Here is an 18,677-nt window from a genome sequence, read left to right as displayed (position 1 = left end):
GATGCCTGTCTATGACTGAGAAAAAATTAAAGGTTCTCGCCGCCTCGTCAGGAGGCGGCCATTGGGAGCAGCTGATGGCCATGCGCAGCGCGTTCGAGGGCTGCGACATCATTTTTGCCACGACCATCCCCGGCCTGCTGGCCAAATACGACATTCGCGACGGGCTGGTCCTTCCCGATTGCAGCCGCGACTCGATTACCATGTCGATCCGATGCTTTTTCAGCGCCTTCTCTATCGTTCTCAGACACAGGCCCGACGTCATCATCTCAACCGGCGCCGCGCCCGGACTTTTTTGCCTGCTGGCCGGTAAATTGACGGGCAAGCGGACGATCTGGATCGACAGCGTCGCCAATGTCGAAAAGCTGTCCCTATCGGGAAAATTGGCCGGCCGTATCGCCTCGCTCTGGCTCACGCAATGGCAACATCTGTCGCGGCCGGACGGCCCCCATTATGCAGGAGCTGTCCTTTGATCCTTGTCACCGTCGGAACGCAGCTCCCGTTTGATCGCCTCGTCAAGGCCGTCGACACCTTCGCAAAGGACCTGAGCAAGCCGGTTCTGGCGCAGATCGGCAAGGGCACCTACACGCCGCAGAACATGAAATGGATCAAGAACATCGAACCGGCGGACTTCGACAGGGTCTTTCGCGATGCGACTGTCATCGTCTCTCATGCGGGGATCGGCACGGTGCTGACGGCAAAGCGTTTCGGGAAACCGATCATTCTCGTGCCGCGCCAGGCAGCCCTCGGCGAGCACCGAAACGATCATCAGCTTGCGACGGTCAGCCAGCTCGTCGGCCGGCCGGGCATCTATGTCGCCAATACCGATGACGAACTCAAGGATTACCTCCTCCAGGACCTGGACAGCCCATCCCATGAAGACGCCTCCGAGGTCGGCCGGGCGTCGCTGGTCAATTATCTGAAAGGTTATCTCGCGGCAGGTTGAAGCGCCCCGCGGACGCCATCGGCAAAGCAGAGATCTGTCATTCTTTGCAAATGCCGCGGGCAATATGTTTGACAAGTTCCGGCACGATGATCTTGGCGGCAATCTCAGGCAAAGGATGGGCGCCATCCGGAATGGCCGCGGCCAGCGCCGCCGGCGTCAGGCGCTGCCAGTTCGGCCGGTGATCGACAAACTCCAGACCGCGTTTCTGTGCCTCCGCCTGATGGCCCGAGATGTAGCTGCCGACAAAGGGGCGGATCAGGCCGCGCAGTCCCGAAAACGGATTCATCGCCATGACGATGATCCGCGCCTGTGGCAGACGCTGCCGAAGCTGATCGAGGATGTCGCCGATATCCTTCCGGCTTTGCGCAAGCGACACGAACCGCTGTAATGCTGCGTCGTTGGCGTAAAACTCGACCAGAACGATATCCGGCTGCTCGGCAACGACGCGATCGAGCTGGGTAAGAGCCCATAGCGACGTCTCGCCACTTTTTGCAACGCTTTCGATTTTCACCGGCCGCTGCAGGCAGGCGGCAAGCCCTGTCTCAAGAGCAGGCTGCCACCCTCCCCGGGCCGTCAAAGATGTTCCGAACGCTACTATTTTCAACGGCGGCGCATTCCCGGCATGACCGGTTTGAGGGAGCGACAGCATCACCAGACACGCCAAAAGCAGAAGCCATCCATAGGCCGATCGTCTCTCAATCGGCGCTGCTCGCCGAAGCCGCAAACTTATCATGGAGAAATCATATCTCGACGGAACCGATAGGTCACGCGTCAGGACTCGGCCTCGAAGGGCATGCCTGCCCTTCTTAACCCAAGCTGCAGCAGGCTTGAGACAATTTCATGAAGATGCCGTCTCATGCCGATGGTGACGCGGCACAGCCGCGCCATCACTCCTCACGGAAGACGTGCTGCATCTGATCGGTCAGCGGCTTCGTGAGATAGGAGATAACGGTCCTGTCGGCGATCTTGATAAAGACTTCAGCCGGCATGCCGGGATAGAGCTTTATCGACTTCAGCTTGGCGATGCTTTCAGCCTCCGGCTTGACGCGAACGGGATAGTAGCTGATGCCCGTCCGCTCATCCTTGACGATATCAGGCGCGATCGAAGTGATCTCGCCGCGCACATCGGGCGTCGTGCGCTGATCGAAAGCGCTGAAACGCACATCGACGGACTGGCTGACGTGAAGCTGGTCGATATCGCGCGTGGCGACTCTCGCCTCAACTGTCAGATCTTCATTTTCCGGAACGACGAGCATCAAAGTCTCACCCGGATTGACGACGCCATTGACCGTGTGAATGGAAAGCTCGTGCACGCGCCCGCTGAGCGGCGCGGTAATGTCGAGACGGCGGAGTTGATCGAGCGCAGTTCCGCGGCGCTCTTCATTCTCGGCGATCTTCGCCTCAACGTCGGTCAGTTCCTTGGCGATCTCCGAACGGCGATCCTCGTCCAGCTGGATCGACTGGCGATCGATCTCGATCGCCTTGCCTTCGGCCTCCGCCTTTGCAGCGATTTCCTGGCCGCTGTTGCCCTGAAGGTCGGCGCGGGCGCGCTTGAGCGAATTCAAACGCTGCAGCGTCACCAGCCCCTTCTTGTATAGCGTATCGACACCCTCGAGTTCCTGTTCGATCAGGCCTAGAGAATCATGGGTCGCGTCGATCTGAACGACCAACCCCTTGATCTGCTCGGCCAGTTGATCCTTGCGCGACGCCAGCTGGCTTTTCATCCCGATCAGCGCCGATCTGCGGCTGTCGAACAGCTTCGTCTCGCCGTCGAGCAGATCCCGCGCCGCGGTGCTGGACGTCAGGTCGCTGATGTTTTCCTGGACATCGAATGTCTCGGCGTCGATCCGTTCGGCCTTCAGGCGGGCACGGCGCGCATAAAGCTGAGCGAGCGTACTCTCGACGATCGAGAGCTGTGCCTTTGTCGTCGTGCCATCAAGCCGTATCAGGACTTGTCCAGCCGTCACATGGTCATTTTCGGAGACCAGCAGTTTCGACACGATACCACCGGTCAGGTGCTGGATCTTCTTGACATCGCCGTTGACGACGACAACGCCTTCGCCGATGACAGCGCTCGAGAGCTCCGTCGTTGCCGCCCAACCGCCGATGCCGCAAACGAGAGCTATCGCCAAGGCACCGACAATGGCGACATGGCGATTGAGGGAGCGTTTCGATTCACTGATGACCTTACTCACAATCTTACCTCCGGCCTATTCAGCCGCATTTATGCCGTCGACAACGACTTTGAGCTGAGCCACGCGCTCGGCAATAGGCGTACGCGCCGCTTCCGGCCGGCTGACCCGTGCCAGAACTTCCTCCTTCGGACCGAATGCGATCATCCGGCCGTCCTGCATCATCAGCACGAAGTCGCAGACCGCCAGAACCCCGGAGCGATGCGCGATGACGACGACGATGCCGCCGCGTGCGCGCACGCTCATGATCGCGGCACTCAGCGCCCGCTCGCCCTCTTCGTCGAGATTGGAATTCGGCTCGTCGAGCACGACGAGGAAGGGCTCGCCGTAGAGCGCTCTTGCAAGCGCGATACGCTGTCTCTGGCCGGCCGAAAGCGCGGCCCCCCCTTCCCCGATTTCGGTTTCGTAACCGTTCGGCAGGCGAAGAATGAGATCGTGAACACGCGCCGCCCGCGCCGCGGCAACCACCGCCTCGGGCGACATGTCCTTGGCGAAACGGCAGATATTCTGGGCGACGGTTCCTGAGAACAATTCCACGTCCTGCGGGAGATAGCCGATATGCCGGCCAAGCGCGTCGCCATCCCACTGGTCGAGTGCCGCGCCATCGAGGCGAATGGATCCCCGGGCGGTCGGCCAGATGCCCATCATCGCCCGCGCCAAGGACGACTTGCCCGAGGCGCTGTAACCGATGACCCCGAGGGCGCTACCCGCTCTCAGCCCGAAGCTGACATCGGAAATGACCAGGCGTTGACCCGCCGGCGGCCCGCTTGCCAGCCCCTCGACCGTAACCTGCTTGGAAGGCGGTGCCAGCGCGAGCGGAGCGGGAATTTCCGGAATGGTTTTCAACAGGTTCGCAAGCCGTGCCCAGCTTTGCTGGGCGGAAACGAAACCGCGCCAATTTCCGATTGCTGCTTCCACAGGCGCCAGAGCGCGAGACGTCAGGATCGAGCCCGCGATGATAATGCCTGAGGAGGCCTGTCCTTGGATGACCAGGATCGCGCCGGTCGCCAGCGTTCCCGACTGCAGGGCAATACGGAATATCTTCGACAGGGTGGCATATCCGTTCCCGACATCCGAGGCCTGCCGAGTGATGAGCCGGTATTCGCCGTTCTTGCGGTCCCAGATTTCAGCCATGGTGCCTGCCATGCCCATTGCGTGAATGACCTCGGAGTTGCGGATCGAGGTCTGCGCAAAGGCATTGCGCATATTGGCGGCTTCGGATTGCTGTTTTGATAGCGTCCGCGTCCCCTGGTTGGTCAGGAACGTCAGGATGGCGAGAACCAGCGATCCACCGATCGCGATATATCCGATCGCCGGATGAAACAGGAAGCAGATCACGATATAGAAGGGAAGCCAGGGCAGATCGAACATCGCCGTCGGGCCCATGCCGGACAGGAAGGTTCTTATCTGGTCGAAGTCGCGCAACGGCTGAAGCCCGTCGCCGCCGATTTTGACCTTCAGCGGCGCCTTGATGAGCGCCCGGAATACGCGTCCATTCACCATCTCGTCGAGAGCACCGGCAACGCGCACCAGCATTCTGCTGCGGAGAACTTCAAAGGCGCCCTGAAAGGCGTAAAGAGCGAGCGCAAGTATCGCCAACGCAGCCAGCGTCGGTATGCTTTTGCTGGGGATGACTCGGTCATACACCTCAAGCATGAAAAACGAGCTGGTAAGATAGAGAATATTGATAAGCGCGCTTGCTATGCCAATGAAGATGAGCCCCCCCTTGCACTTTCGCAAGGCTTTGGACGGCTCACTGGCATCAGTCGCTGAACTCTGAAACACGAATTAAATCCTCTCCTACCGCATCGCATACAGGTAAATAAGCCTGCGTACATCGCAGCTACCGGTCTATCAAGCCCGAACAATGACACAGCTGCTTGGGATCATCGAGATCCGGTGCCGCTGACAGACCAAAGCCTATTACATGAATCCCACTGAAAAATGACCGAAAATTCCTATTTATAGCGAGCGATTTCAGGGGCTCTAGCTTAACGCTACGCTAACTATACCGGCCTAAGCAAGTGAAAACCACGAACCGCCCAATAACGGCTCAAAGCGATGAACATGACACGCACACCGACGCGAGATTTACTGGGGCATTAACTATAAATTCAGTCTATAGTTTGTTCTGATTATGACCGGGCGGACATATTTGTCATCCGCCATCTCCGCTTTCCACAGCCTGCAGCATTCATCAACATTGGAAGTCAGGCAACGTCAGCCTGAAGAAGCCCTCCGACTGACGCTGTCTCAGCATCGGCTTGCCTCACACCAACAGGTGCGAGGCGTGGCTGGAATGAAATGCATCGACATTGATGTAGATGCCCAGCGAGTCCGTGTCGATGTGCGAAGCGCCGTCGGAAATTTTGTACTGGAAGGATTCGCTGACGTTCCCGCTGAGACCGGCGAGTTTCGCCGCGTCCACGGTGTAGGTGTAATCGCCATCACTCTCGATATGGATGACACCATATTTCCCGGTGACCGTCAGCCCGTACTTATCCACGGCGCTGTCGCCAAAGCGGCGGAGCAGCACATGTCCGTTGGCAGCACTGTCATTGTCGAGAAGGTTTCCATGATATGCGCTGCCGGTATCGGCCGAAATCTTCAAGTTGTCACGGACGGCGACAATTTTCGGCGCCGCGGCTGTGGGCACGGTTGCGACCGGCGTTTCGGTCGTCGGCGCCGGGGAGGCTATCTGCGGCTGCGCCGGGATTTCCGCGGGATGTTCGATGACCGGTACGGCAGGCGTCTGCTCGTGGCTCGGTGACGTATCGCCACTCGTGCCGCCGGCGGCGCTGTCGAGTTCGGCCTGCGCTTGCTCGAATGTCTTGTTGTCGCCGACAAAGAACGTGTTTTGCGCAGCGATTATCGCCGGCATCGTCAGGGTCGATACATCGCTGTCGATAATATTGTCATAGAAAGAGCCCGATGCAGGCCGGTCGACCTTAAGCGCCGAAGACGACAGGTCGTCAAAGACATTGTCATGAACATCGATATTCTCGCGAACATAAAGCGGATTGCCAGCGGCGCTGACCAAAACCCCATACACCCCGTCATGAATATAATTTCCGCTAATGTCGTAGTTCTTCGCGTCGCCCTGGTCGCCCAGGCCGATGCCGTAGGACCAGCTGTAGCCGCCATATCCCGAGATGTTGTTGTCGTGGATGGCGATATTGCTGCCCGCCTGTGCGCTCAACCCGAAACCGCCGCCGACGAGCGTGTTGCCCTCGACCAGCGCATCCTGAGCGCGGATCAGCACGAGGACGCCCTTGGCGCTATTGGTTTGCGTTTGCTCCAGATGATTGTCCTTGACGAGAATGTTGCGGCTGTCGTTGAGCTGAATGGCGTCCGCCGCGCTGCCCTGGCTGTTGGTGACGGTGTTGTTGATCAGGGTGACGCCGTTGACCTTGTCCATCCAAATACCGTCGGAATGGACACCGGTCAGCCTGCTGTTTTCGATGGTGATGTTCTGGCTGCTTTGGAAGCTGACAGATCCGGGCTTTCCGGCCAGGCCGGTATTCGTCACCTCGACATTGCGCACGACCCAGTTGGAGACATTCCCTGCATATATCGCGTTCGCTCCAGTATCGGCGATCTTGATATTCTCGATAACGATATTCGAAGCCTTGGAACCATGGATGCCGTCATTGCTGCTGTGAATGACCGGCGCGTCACCGAGACCGTAGCTGCCAATGGTGATCGGAGCCGTGACGCTTCCGGAGTATTTCAAGTCGAATTGTTCATTAAACACGCTGCCGGCGGCAAGCAGCACACTGTCGCCGGGGTTCAGCCTCAAGGATTCGACCGCTGACAAGGTCGCGAAAGCCGAGCTCTCCGTGGTTCCGTTGTTGTGGTCGGACCCTGTCGCTGAATTCACGTAGTAGATGGTCATGCTTTGATCTCCCCCAGCTAATGGAAATCTTCTAAGCGCGCCTCTCTCTCCGTCAGCTAAAATGAAACACTAAAATTCTTTCTATCTGTCGATATTCTTGATCGCCGGGCGTACTTTCTTCGTCCTCGGGGTATTTTTCATGGCGTTAAAGTTGCAACGCACAACAACAATGTATTTTTACTAGAATGCCGGTTCGATGGCAGTCCATTTTCCGTAACCGCCGGATTGTCGTGACCATGTCGCTACAACTGTGAAGTTTGTCCCTCGGCGTATCCGACAATGGAAATGACAATGATGAACCTAATAGGATGTGAGATAGGCTATCGAGATAACACGCCAAAATCACCAAAAGACATTGCTAGCCCAATGTGATTATTTGACAATTTCATCTGAGTGGAAGTGACATCCTGTATTCCTATTGATTGCTTCCGAATAAAACTTCTTACATTATGAAGAAATATGCTCAATCGTATGACACGCATGCGTATTCACTTATTATTAAAGCGACAATCTTTCGGCGGCTCCTCCAATTACCACGATTGTATGTGTGCCATTATTGCACACGCGGCACTCTAATGTTCATCTTACGTTAATCTCAGCCTTGACTCTCTGTATTAATATATCCTTAATCGCACCCGTCGCTAAGGTTAAAATTGGCCAGCGAAGATCAATTCAAGGAGAGACAACAATGGCTATTCACGCAACCGACGATACAGCCACATTTCTGGAAACCGACGTCATCTCGGGAAATCTGCTGAGCAACGATTCATCTGACAACGGTCACCTATTCCTTCGCGCATTCGACCAGCAGAGCGTCGGCGCCAAGCAAGGCAACAGCCAGATTACTGAAATCCAAGGCGACTACGGCACCTTTTTCGTCAAGCCGGACGGCAGCTACACCTATGTTCTGAGCGATGCTGCCAAGGTGAACTTCACCAATGGTGAATTGCTCCAGGAAAAAGTCTCGTACAAGATCTCCGACGGCAGCGGTCATACCGATGTCGGCCTGTTCACCCTGAATATTCAGGGCGTAACCCAGGTCAAGCCGATCGCCGTCGACGACCACTACAGCTTCAATGAAGGCAGCCCCATCGCCGGCAATGCGCTCGACAACGACATCCCCGGCGATAATGGACATCTCTTCCTCCGTCAGTTCGCCGGCACGAACGTGAACGGCAACCCGAGCGCAACGACCGACGTCGCCGGGACCTACGGCACCTTCCATGTCAAGGCCGATGGCTCATTCACTTATGATCTGGCGGCAGATATCGCTCCGGGCGATCACGTCACGGAAACCATCCAGTATTACAAGATTTCCGACGGCCAAGGTCATACCGATGCCGGCGTTCTGACGCTCAATATCACGGGCACGGATTTCGTCTCGGGCGCCAGCGTCTGATCGTCCAGCAGCCGATCAATCCACAGCGCCCGCCGCGCCAGCAGCGGGCGTTGTCGCTTATCAAGCCTTGCATACGACCCATCTTGAATCTGGATCGTCCTCGGAAATCTGCCGAGGGTTACTTGCCGCAACGCTGCCGAAACCGCGCTGTCACACCGTCCCCGGCGCCTGCCCAGCTTCGATCAAAGATGGGGCGGAGTTGCGGGCTGATCTCTTTTATGGCGGCGTTGACCCTGCAACGGTCACCAAGTTTCAACATCGTCGCGAGATCGCTATCGAGCGCAGTTTTTGCCGCCGAAAGCGTTGCATTGGTGAAATCGTTCCAGAAATAAAACCGGGTCAAAATCATTGACTCGTCGTGAGGGGCAAGAGCGACCGAACGCTTCATCATTCCCGCAATCGAAAGCGGCTCTTCGGCGATGATCGACTGAACAGCGGCGAGACGGAGCCAAAAATTACTGTTCGTCGGCATGCAGGAGAGCGCATATTGCAGATAATTGCGGGCGCTCGATGCGCCAGCAACCCAGGCATCGTAGTTGACACTGACATTCTGTCGATCGAGTTGCGCCAGTACCAGCGTCACACCGGCGGCGACGATATCGGATCGGCAATAATGTCCGTCAACCACGTCGGCACTGCGCGACGCATATCTGGTCACCACATCATCGGCGACGGTCTCGCCGCGCTCGATCCTCTCGGCGACGATCGAGATGCTGGCCGTTCTGATCGAAGCATAGAGCTCTCGCCCGGCCAGCACCACAAAGACGACGGTGACGACAACGAAAGCGATCCTGGTGACCGAAACGACCCGCCTTTCGAACATCAGCTTTCGGTATAGTATCGCGAATAACGCTTATAATAATATTCGCTGGAGCCGAATGTCCGGTAAAGCTTCATCTGCGACGGATCGACCTTGGTCAATATAGCGCCGACGCATTTCGCATAGAGTTCCGGCTCTGACAGCAGCGTCGACTGCACGACCTTGCGCGAGGTCTTTCCCCACTCGATAACGAAAACCACCGCATCGAGCTTAGAGTTGATGGCGCGCGCATCCACGACCGGCGCCAGGGGCGGCAGGTCGACGATAATGTAATCGAAGCTTTGACGCGCCACTTCAAGAAGCTGATCCATGCCACGCGATGCAAGCAGTTCCGACGAATGCGGGACACGATACCGCGCAACCGTCGGCAGAAATGCCAGCTTGGTTTTCGGATCGAGAAGGATCAGGTCCTTGAGCGGGCGGCCATCGACGATCGCCTCGAGCAAGCCGGCCTCGGCATGGCGGCCGATTGCCCGGGTCGCGCCGGGATTGCGCATGTCGCCGTCGATAAGCAGGCAGCGAGCGCCCTGCATTGCCAGAAGCTTGGCAAAATTGATGGAGGTCGTCGACTTGCCCTCGCCCGGCAAGCTCGACACCACGCCGATGACCTTGCAGCGCTGATCGGCTGCACTGAGGTCGATCGCAATCTTGGCGCTTCGAAGCGTCTCGGCAAACGCCGAGAGCGGGTGCTCCTCGACATAGGTCGTGGTCTTGCTGCCCCTGGCGATGCTTCGCGGATTGCTGGGATCGACGAGCGTCGGATCATCGACGTTATCGTCAACCAGCGGCATGACGCCGAGCGATTCGACATCGAGCACTTCCTTGACGTCGTCGCCAGTGCGGAAGAACCGATCCCGGAATTCTCGGAAAGCGCCTATGCCGCTTCCGACCGCACATCCGAGGAACATCGCAAAGGCGACGACAAGAGCTCTCTTCGGAGCACTCGGCTTCGTCGGGGTCTCCGCCATCGTGATGATGCGCGCAGCGGTAATCGGGAAGCTCTGCTGCTGAATGGCTTCCTGGTAGCGTGTCAGGAAGCTCTGATAGAGATTCTTGTAGGTATCGCGCGTGCGCTCGAGCTCGCGAACCTGGACCTGTGTTTCGCCGGCCGTCGCGGCAACGCCGGTCGCCTTCGTGACGCTGTCACGCAAAGAATTTTCCCGCGACTGTGCAACCTGCAGCTCGCTTTGATAGCTCTCGGCGATGCGGTTCAACTCATCGAACATGAGTCTCTTATATTCTTCCATCTCCGCACGAAGCCGAACCGCCTGGACGTGATCGGGACCAAGCCGCGCCTCGATTTCGGTCTCGAGCTTAGAGGCCTCAAGATACTTCTTCCGCAGGTCGTTGGAAATGGAGCTGTCGAGCACGTCGGTGACGATCGCATCGGTCTGCTTGGCGTCGATGATCGATTTGACGCGCGCATATTTTGCCTCGGCCTTCGCCGTCTCGGCCTGGGCATTGATCAACTGCGTGTTGATCTCCGAAAGCTGCTGCTCGCTGATCAGCGTACCGGATCCGGCCTCGACAAGCCCATGCTCGCTACGGAATTTCTGAACCGCAAGGTCGGTATCCAACGCCTGTTGCCGCAGCTCCTCGATACGCTCCTGCAGCCATTCACCGGCCCGGCGTGTCGCCTCGTATTTCGAATTGAGTTTGTCGACCAGATAGACGTCGGCAATGGCCGCGGCGATCTGACGCGCCATATCAGGCGACTGCGAGGTATAACTGACATCGAGAACGTAGGATTTGCCGACACGTTCAACATCGATATTGCCGGCCACAGTTTCCGCGGCGTACCGCCGCAGCATTTCCGGATCGGGCGCGACTGCCGCGTCGTCGGCAAACCATGATTTGAAATTCACCAGCGACTTCAGTGTCGCGACTGAAAACAGCGAACTCCGCTGGGCGTTGAACACCGGATCGTTGACCAGTTTCAACTTATCGACGACGGCATAGGCGATCGTGTCGGACTTCAAGAGCTCGACCTGGCTGAGGACGGTTCCTTCGTCATCGTCCATCTGGCCGAAAGCCGCCAACTGGTTGATCACCTGGTTATCGCTACGGTCGATCAGCACGCTTGTGTCGGCGGTGTAGACCGGCACCGACGTCAGGACATATACAACGCCGAGAATGGCGAAGGCGAACGCGCACGCCGCAACCATCCGCCACTGTCGGCGGGCAATCGCGATGAGCTTATCGAAATCGATGAAGTCAGCTTCGTTTCCCGTATCGCGGGAGGGGTCGATACGCGGCGTAAGTTTATCTGGCGATAGCAATTTCGATCTCCAACTAAGGCGTCAAGCGCTAAGATCTACGGGCAATTCCAGCTATTGTATGACGGGTGTGCTCGGACTGGTCGATCCCGTCGTGTCAGAGGACGACTGTCCTCCCCCATTGACGGTGAGGAATGTCCTTGTCGTCGTCGAGGACGAACTATCTCCGTCGCCGGCGTTCGAAACCAGCGAACCGGCAGTCGTCGCAGCGCCGTCAAAGGGCGTACCGTCGTCCGATCCAGGACCTGTCTGCCCGATCGACCCCGTATTGCCGATGCCGGATGCGGCAGTCGCACCTGCCCCCGGGCCGAGCGCTGCAGTTCCGCCTTCGGCTAGGACCTTTGCAAAGGCTGCGAGCAGCGGCGCAAGGTTGGGATCGGCGCTCGCCGCGTCGGCGACGGCCTTTTCGATCGCCAGCTTGAATTGCGGATCCGATACCTGGCAGCTGTTTGCGGCACGTCCGAGACCCGAGCCGATCGCCGCCATCTGCGCGGCATTGGCCTTCTTGGCCTGCTCAATCACCGGCGACAGCGCGTCATTGCTGGTCCCGACCAAGGCGCGAACACGCGACGACAAGATCAATGGGTCGGACATGTCGAGCAGAACGGCGGGGTTGGCCGTAAATCCGCTCACATCGACGGACGTGAGATTTGCCGGACCCAGGCAAGCCGCCGCAAAAGCGCTTGAATTCATGCCGGCAAACATCGCAACGGCAATTCCGCTATATGCAAGCTTACGATAAACAGCTGACCTTGCCATAACATAGTCCTTCATCAAAATCCGCTATATAGGCCGTCGGCATCGATCACTCGCGATCGATGCCGGCCCGCCCTAAATCAATTTCCGAGATCCTGGACCGCGTTGCGAGTATCGTTCGCATCGTCGGTCACGCCGGCAACAGTGGACGATACCGAGTTTACGATGTCAAGGAACTTGACCAATTCAACAGAGTCCGAATTGGAAATATAGATAATATCCTTGTCTTCCATCTTGAATTGCTGAACGGCAAACAAGGTTGCCGGATCGCGAAGGTTCGCGCGAACGATCACCGGAACCGTCTCACCCGTAAATCTCGTCGTGTCGACATTCATCGACTGAACCGTTTTCTTCGGGACCAGGCGATAGAGCAGGACCTGCGCCGGATCGGCGCGGTCATCGCGCAGGCCGCCCGCCTTGGCGATTGCTTCTCCGAGGGTCAGGTTAGACTCTTCGAAATCGAAGCGGCCGCTGACGCCTGCGGCGCCGAGCGTCAGATAGGTGCGGCGCTCATGATCGATCGAGACCGTATCATTCGGCGCGACATAGATATTCTCCGCCGGATTCTTCAACAGCGTATTATAGGCGACGGTTGCCGTCTTGCCGCGACGCTGCAGCGTCACATTCGTTTCGATATTGTTGGTCGTCAAACCGCCGGCGGCGGAAATGACATCGAGAACACGCTCACCGGCCGGGCTGATCGTGACGCGCTGAGGATTGTTGACGTCACCGAGCACGGCCACCTGACTGGAGCGGCTGTTCGTGGTCGTAATAACCACCTGCGGCTCGATCGCGCGGCTCGCCAGCCGATCTTCGACGTCCTGCTCCACGGTCTCCTTCAGGCGACCGGCGGCCGGAACGCGACCGGCATAGGGAATTGTAATCGTTCCGTTTCGATCGATGGTCTGCTCCGGCAGATTGATGTAATTGCCGGGTCGGCTGCCGGCGTCCGAGGGAATAAACAACCCACCGGACTGAGCTTCGAAGATTGCAACCTGAACGACGTCGCCATAACCAAGCGGAATTTCAGGCGCCCCGCCGCGACCACCGCCAAATCCTTTGAAGGACGTCGGCTGGATAGAGGTAAAATAGGGCAGAACGTTCTTGCTGAGATCGATCAGGGCGTAGTCGATGCCGACGCGACGCTCCTTCGTTGTCACTTTCACTGCCGCATCTCGATCAACATCTTTGTGATCGGGACCGGATCTTGGCAATGAGGTGCAGCTTGCCAATATAGTGGTGAGCGCTACAACAATGGCGACGCGTGTACTAACGATACGAGAACAACCCATAGAATAACCTGTGTTGACGCCCTTGAAGCTACTGCCCCGCAATCTGACAAAATACAAGACAATCCCCGATCAATAACACTGAAAGCCGATTAACATTCCCCTAACTGTGGCAGGCCGGCAACGCCGGGCTCCTTAGGAAGCGAAAACGACCCAGTCCAACTTTTCTGGCGCCGCAACAGCCCGAAGGCTAGACCCGCTATAAAATTTCTTGCGTTTCAGAGTCAACAGTTCGCACCTGCACAATCGCTATTTTCCAAAAACCTTCATAGATCCATGCGTCTAATTTTTAACGGGTGAGCGGCCGCTCATATGCCACATCAGCCCCTGCTTTGCTGCGCCCCAGACTTATCGCGACAACCGCACTGAGGAAGGCCGAATAAAACACGGCGAAACCGGGTATTTGCAACGAGAAATCGACTGCCGCGTGAAGGGCGACCAAAACCGTCGCGGCCAGGCCAAGCAGAACATAATGCCTGAGACGCCGCCTTTGGGCGAGCCCGTGCCAGAACACCCTGGCTAGCACGAAAAAGGCCAGGATCACGGCAATCGGAAACAATATCCCAAGACCCAGAAATCCTTCGAGATAGAAATTATGCGCCCGGTCGAAGATCCCGAAAATCCCGCAGGCAGGATCGCGATAGGCAGGAAATACTGTCCGGAAGGTTCCGAGACCGCTCCCCGTCAACCAGTGATCCGAAATGGCACGCCATATGCCCGGCAGGATGCAGAACCGATCATCATCCTCGAGCCGCCGCTCTTGCGCGCGCAAAATCGCCTGACCTGCAAACACCGTCAGCAGCACGACGACGAAAACGATCGCCGAGAGAAGCTTCGCCGTCGAACGCCATCCCCGTGCTGGTTTCGGGTAACGCTGCGAGCCGTTCCAATTCATCACCAGCCACGGAAAATAAATGAGAGCGGCAATAAAGGTCGCGAATATGCCGGCGCGCGAGCGGGTCAGCATCAGCGCGGCGAAGCACGCGCACAAGAGCAGGATGTACATCCACGACTTCAATAGAAGAGTGTTTCGGCCGGGTTCGCCGGGCGGATGGTTCGAATAGGAACGGGCGATGTCTCTGACCAGGGTCAGCATCAGCAGCGTCCCAAGCCCGAGGAAGGTCGCCGCGGTATTGCGGTTGACGAAGACTGCGGTCAGGCTGTCGAGGTAGGCGCGCTTCTCCACGACGATCAGGATGTTGGGAAACAATGAAAACTGCAGCAGGCCGAACACAGCGATGATTCCTGCCGAAAGCCCGAGCAGGGCCAGCACTTTCTTCGCGCGCTGATCGGTATCGCATAGGAGAAGCCCAGTCAGGAACGTCACGAAAGGCAGCGCCACAGTGAGGATCGACGCCAGCGTGTCGGCCGGTTCGACCGAGATCGCCGCGTATTCGACACCTGCGAGATCACGCGCAGCACTCCAGGCCGGGTTTGCCAGCCAGTTGGAAGGCAGTTCGATGGTCTGGATGAACGTCCAGCCTGTCACCACGACAAGCATCAACAGAGCGACACTGAAAATCCGTCTGCTTTGTCTTGGCTCTCCGAACAGCAATGCCGAAATGGCGCCGAGGGTAAACATTCCGATCGCGGCAAAGGCGAAGGGAAAGGGCGTGACGCTCCCGAACGGAATGAGCGTCAGTATAACGAGGCCGATAAAGGCGAGGAGAAGAGCCTCTCGCAAAACCTGCCTGTTGATGAGGTTGGATAACATTCGATCTCTTCGCCAGCGAGCGGCACCGGCAGAATTACAACCCGAGCGGTTAATATGCACGTACTAACATAAGTTGCATATCAAGGCCTTGCGTGTTAAAGTGCAACAGAATTTCACATCGTTTAAAATTGTCGCGAAAGACTTAAGCCAATCGAGACAAGCCCCGGATATGCTCCGTCAAGCAGCAGGAACGGGACAGTCGTTCTGCGGCCAATACTTGGCAGATCACTAAATCGCCATGCCATTGACTGAGAAAAAAGGCAAGCCTGATCTCAATCGGTTGCCCTGAACGGGGATTTAACAGATGAAGAAAACATTCGTTACACTTCTGGCGCTGGCCTTTACAGCAGGGAACGCCTGCTCGGCATTTGCCGCCGGTCCCGCAGGTTTCGCCCGCGGCCTGAACGGTAGTTCGGCGGTCAGCTATATCTCTGAAAAAGGCAAGATCATTCCGCCCTTCGCGCAGGTATTGTTCTGCGCCCAGAACCCGGCGGAATGCCGCGACAACAACGGTCTCTCGGTCGTTGCGCTCACCGATGAGCAAATGCTGCAACTGAAAAACGTGAACGGCACCGTCAATCGTACGATGATCGGCCGGAACGATTCCCGCAACGAATTGAACGGCGACGTCTGGAAAGTGAATGTCCGCAGCGGCGACTGCGAGGATTTCGCGCTCACCAAGCGCAGCCGGCTGATCGCTATGGGCTGGTCCTCACGCGCTTTGCGGATTGCGACCGCCTTTACGCCCTCCGGTGAAGGGCATGCCGTCCTGGTGGTCAGGACTGACAAGGGCGACCTCGTGCTCGACAACAGGCAAAGCAGCATCAAGAACTGGCGGGATACCGATCTGCGCTGGGACAAGATTCAATCGGGAACGGACCCTTATGTCTGGTACCGGCTGTAACAGTGGGCGCAGCAAAATAAACTGAACGCACGCTGTCGAGATCGAAGTCGAGCCGCTCTGACGAACGGCTCGACTTGTCATATTGCCCACACAAACCTATGTTTTTGCTGTCGACACGGCCGCCGGCAGAGAGTTGCGGCGCACCAGGTTCGATTTCGGGTGTGGGTATCAAGCGATCTTCGTTATTGTCTTTTCGCCCAGATTAAGTATGACGGACGCCATGCTGCGACGCAGCATGATGTCCTACTCTAATGATTTGAGGGAATTATGCGCATCACGATGATTGGATCAGGCTATGTCGGCCTCGTTTCAGGCGTTTGCTTTGCGGATTTCGGCCACGACGTCATCTGCGTAGACAAGGATCTGAGTAAGATCGAAGCCCTTCGCGAAGGCCGCATTCCGATCTACGAGCCGGGTCTGGAACAATTGGTCGCGGAAAATACCAGCACGGGCCGGCTGTCGTTTTCGACGGATGTCGGCGAAAGCGTCCGTAGCGCCGACGTCGTCTTCATCGCGGTCGGCACGCCATCCCGGCGCGGCGACGGCCACGCGGATCTCTCCTATGTCTACGCCGCCGCGCGCGAGATTGCCACCTATGTGGAAGGCTTCACCGTGATCGTCACCAAGTCGACGGTGCCGGTCGGCACCGGCGACGAAGTCGAGCGCATCATGCGCGAAACCAATCCTGCAGCGGATGTCGCCGTCGTTTCCAATCCGGAATTTTTGCGCGAAGGCGCGGCGATCGAAGATTTCAAGCGTCCCGACCGTATCGTCGTCGGGCTGAATGACGACCGGGCACGCGAAGCCATGACCGAGGTCTACCGCCCGCTTTACCTCAACCAGGCACCCCTGGTCTTCACCACCCGCCGCACCTCGGAATTGATCAAATATGCTGCCAATGCATTCCTCGCGATGAAGATCACCTTCATCAACGAGATTGCCGATCTCTGCGAACGGGTTGATGCAAACGTCCAGGACGTTTCGCGCGGCATCGGTCTCGATGGCCGTATCGGCGCCAAGTTCCTGCATGCCGGCCCAGGTTACGGCGGTTCGTGCTTCCCCAAGGATACGCTTGCCCTTGCCAAGACGGCGCAGGATTACGACGCGCCGGTGCGGCTTATCGAGACGACGATCTCGATCAACGACAACCGTAAGCGAGCCATGGGACGTAAAGTCATCTCGGCCGTCGGCGGAGACATTCGCGGCAAGAAGATCGCGATTCTCGGCCTGACCTTCAAGCCGAACACCGACGACATGCGCGACAGCCCGGCGATTGCCGTCATCCAGACCCTGCAGGACGCCGGCGCCCTGGTGGTCGGCTACGATCCCGAGGGCATGGAGAACGCCCGCAAGGTTATCGAGAACATCGACTATGCGAGTGGTCCTTATGAAGCGGCCGCTGGTGCGGATGCGCTTGTCATCGTCACCGAATGGAACCAGTTCCGCGCGCTCGATTTCAATCGCCTGAAGCAGTCGATGCGCGCCCCGGTCCTGGTCGACCTGCGCAATATTTACCGCAGCGACGAGGTCCGCAAACACGGCTTTGCCTATACGGGCATCGGCACCAATCTCTATCACGAATCGGCAGACGCCTGACAGGTTCTGGTAAACCGGTAATCGTCTCGACGCCGCGGAACAAAATTCCGCGGCGTTTGGTTTTTGGCGCACCGAAAGATCGCGACGCCTCAGGCGAGAAGCCTGACCCGCGTTCCCTTTATCGTCAGAACGGTCAGTCGGCCGGTCGCCGAAACTGCGGTGTCGATGCCGATCCGTTGCGGGCCGAATGTCGGGGTTCGCGCCGGGGTATGCCCATGGATCACGAGGACCGGAAGCTGCGGCCCTTCATCCAGGAAGGGTTGGCGGATCCACATCAGATCGCTGTCCTTCTGCTTCTTGAGGTCGATGCCCGGTTTGATTCCGGCATGGACAAAGACCACCCTACCCATCCGCAGCATGATCGGCAGAGATTCCAGGAATTGAATATGCCGCTCGGGGATCATGTTGCGAATGACGCGGGCAATCATGTCGCTTCCAGCCGCAGACTGCAGCAGATGCTCGATATCGATACCGTATGAGCGCAACGTCTCCGTCCCGGCAAAGCCGAGCCATTCAAGAATGTGCGCCGGTTTGCGGTAGAGCTTCGCCAGTTCCGCGTCATGATTGCCGCAGAGAGCGAAACGCTGAAATCCCGGCGGCGGGCTCTTGCTGAGGAATTCCAGCACCGCACTCGAGTCAGGCCCGCGGTCGACATAATCGCCGAGCATGACGATCAGCTTCGGCCCCGGAATGCGCGCGGCATCCTCCTCGATGCGGCGATGCGCCTCGACGAGTTCGTTGTAACATCCGTGAATATCGCTCATTGCATAGACCGCAGCGAATTCGCCTTCGGCAAAGGTCAGCCGGGCGCGTCCTTTGCGGCTACCAGCCAGTATCGGTATCTGTTGTCGCCACGGCCCGAGATAGTTAAACATGTAACCCATTTATGAGAT

At 57.7% G+C, this 18,677-nt stretch carries 15 protein-coding genes; 5 read left to right on the top strand and 10 right to left on the bottom strand.

What is annotated here, in order from left to right:
- Positions 1-11 precede the first annotated feature (11 nt).
- Together ATY75_RS16595 and ATY75_RS16590 are read left to right on the top strand one after the other, a co-directional pair.
- Positions 12-470 (top strand): glucuronosyltransferase, encoded by a 459-nt coding sequence (locus tag ATY75_RS16595; protein ID WP_088938414.1) that lies wholly within the window; start codon positions 12-14, stop codon positions 468-470.
- Positions 467-943: a glycosyltransferase gene (locus tag ATY75_RS16590; protein ID WP_064840346.1), complete on the top strand. Its 477-nt coding sequence runs from the start codon at positions 467-469 to the stop codon at positions 941-943. Before ATY75_RS16595 ends, ATY75_RS16590 begins: the two co-directional genes overlap by 4 nt.
- A gap of 37 nt (positions 944-980) precedes the next feature.
- Here the strand turns inward: ATY75_RS16590 and ATY75_RS16585 are convergent, their stop codons facing one another.
- The 4 genes from ATY75_RS16585 to ATY75_RS16570 form a co-directional block, all read right to left on the bottom strand.
- The gene (locus ATY75_RS16585; RefSeq protein ID WP_088938413.1) at positions 981-1,676 is read right to left on the bottom strand and encodes an SGNH/GDSL hydrolase family protein; all 696 of its coding nucleotides are present in this window, start codon (positions 1,674-1,676) and stop codon (positions 981-983) included.
- A 154-nt stretch (positions 1,677-1,830) separates the two neighbouring features.
- Positions 1,831-3,138, bottom strand: a complete 1,308-nt coding sequence (locus tag ATY75_RS16580) for an HlyD family type I secretion periplasmic adaptor subunit (protein WP_088938412.1) — start codon at positions 3,136-3,138, stop codon at positions 1,831-1,833.
- A gap of 15 nt (positions 3,139-3,153) precedes the next feature.
- Positions 3,154-4,920, bottom strand: coding sequence for a type I secretion system permease/ATPase (locus ATY75_RS16575; RefSeq protein WP_088938411.1), 1,767 nt, complete (start codon positions 4,918-4,920; stop codon positions 3,154-3,156).
- Positions 4,921-5,404: 484 nt separating this feature from the next.
- On the bottom strand, positions 5,405-7,030 hold the full coding sequence (locus ATY75_RS16570) for a right-handed parallel beta-helix repeat-containing protein (protein WP_088938410.1): 1,626 nt from the start codon (positions 7,028-7,030) through the stop codon (positions 5,405-5,407).
- A gap of 688 nt (positions 7,031-7,718) precedes the next feature.
- On the opposite strand from ATY75_RS16570, the gene ATY75_RS16565 reads away from it, so the two are divergent.
- Entirely contained in the window at positions 7,719-8,429 is a 711-nt protein-coding gene (locus ATY75_RS16565) for an Ig-like domain-containing protein (protein WP_064840351.1), read from the top strand.
- 118 nt (positions 8,430-8,547) lie between these two features.
- Here ATY75_RS16565 and ATY75_RS16560 read toward each other — a convergent pair whose 3' ends face one another.
- From ATY75_RS16560 to ATY75_RS16540, 5 genes are all read right to left on the bottom strand, one after another.
- A complete protein-coding gene (locus tag ATY75_RS16560) occupies positions 8,548-9,252 on the bottom strand; it encodes a hypothetical protein (protein WP_088938409.1) in 705 nt (234 codons plus the stop codon).
- Entirely contained in the window at positions 9,252-11,528 is a 2,277-nt protein-coding gene (locus tag ATY75_RS16555; protein WP_064840353.1) for a polysaccharide biosynthesis tyrosine autokinase, read from the bottom strand. The genes ATY75_RS16560 and ATY75_RS16555 overlap by 1 nt, the downstream gene beginning before the upstream one ends.
- Before the next feature lie 51 nt (positions 11,529-11,579).
- The gene (locus tag ATY75_RS16550; RefSeq protein WP_064841419.1) at positions 11,580-12,284 is read right to left on the bottom strand and encodes a hypothetical protein; all 705 of its coding nucleotides are present in this window, start codon (positions 12,282-12,284) and stop codon (positions 11,580-11,582) included.
- A gap of 77 nt (positions 12,285-12,361) precedes the next feature.
- The gene (locus ATY75_RS16545) at positions 12,362-13,573 is read right to left on the bottom strand and encodes a polysaccharide biosynthesis/export family protein (protein ID WP_064840354.1); all 1,212 of its coding nucleotides are present in this window, start codon (positions 13,571-13,573) and stop codon (positions 12,362-12,364) included.
- Positions 13,574-13,859: 286 nt separating this feature from the next.
- Positions 13,860-15,284: an O-antigen ligase family protein gene (locus ATY75_RS16540; protein WP_088938408.1), complete on the bottom strand. Its 1,425-nt coding sequence runs from the start codon at positions 15,282-15,284 to the stop codon at positions 13,860-13,862.
- Positions 15,285-15,588: 304 nt separating this feature from the next.
- Between ATY75_RS16540 and ATY75_RS16535 the strand changes: the two genes are divergently transcribed.
- Together ATY75_RS16535 and ATY75_RS16530 are read left to right on the top strand one after the other, a co-directional pair.
- A complete protein-coding gene (locus ATY75_RS16535) occupies positions 15,589-16,188 on the top strand; it encodes a transglutaminase-like cysteine peptidase (protein ID WP_064840356.1) in 600 nt (199 codons plus the stop codon).
- Positions 16,189-16,455: 267 nt separating this feature from the next.
- Positions 16,456-17,784: a UDP-glucose/GDP-mannose dehydrogenase family protein gene (locus ATY75_RS16530; RefSeq protein ID WP_064840357.1), complete on the top strand. Its 1,329-nt coding sequence runs from the start codon at positions 16,456-16,458 to the stop codon at positions 17,782-17,784.
- Between the two features lie 89 nt (positions 17,785-17,873).
- Here ATY75_RS16530 and ATY75_RS16525 read toward each other — a convergent pair whose 3' ends face one another.
- Positions 17,874-18,668, bottom strand: coding sequence for a metallophosphoesterase (locus ATY75_RS16525; protein ID WP_064840358.1), 795 nt, complete (start codon positions 18,666-18,668; stop codon positions 17,874-17,876).
- Positions 18,669-18,677: the final 9 nt, after the last annotated feature.

Source organism: Rhizobium sp. N122 (genome assembly GCF_002211295.1).
In the GTDB taxonomy this organism is placed as follows: Bacteria; Pseudomonadota; Alphaproteobacteria; order Rhizobiales; family Rhizobiaceae; genus Rhizobium.
This window is presented reverse-complemented; position numbering and strand designations above follow the sequence as displayed.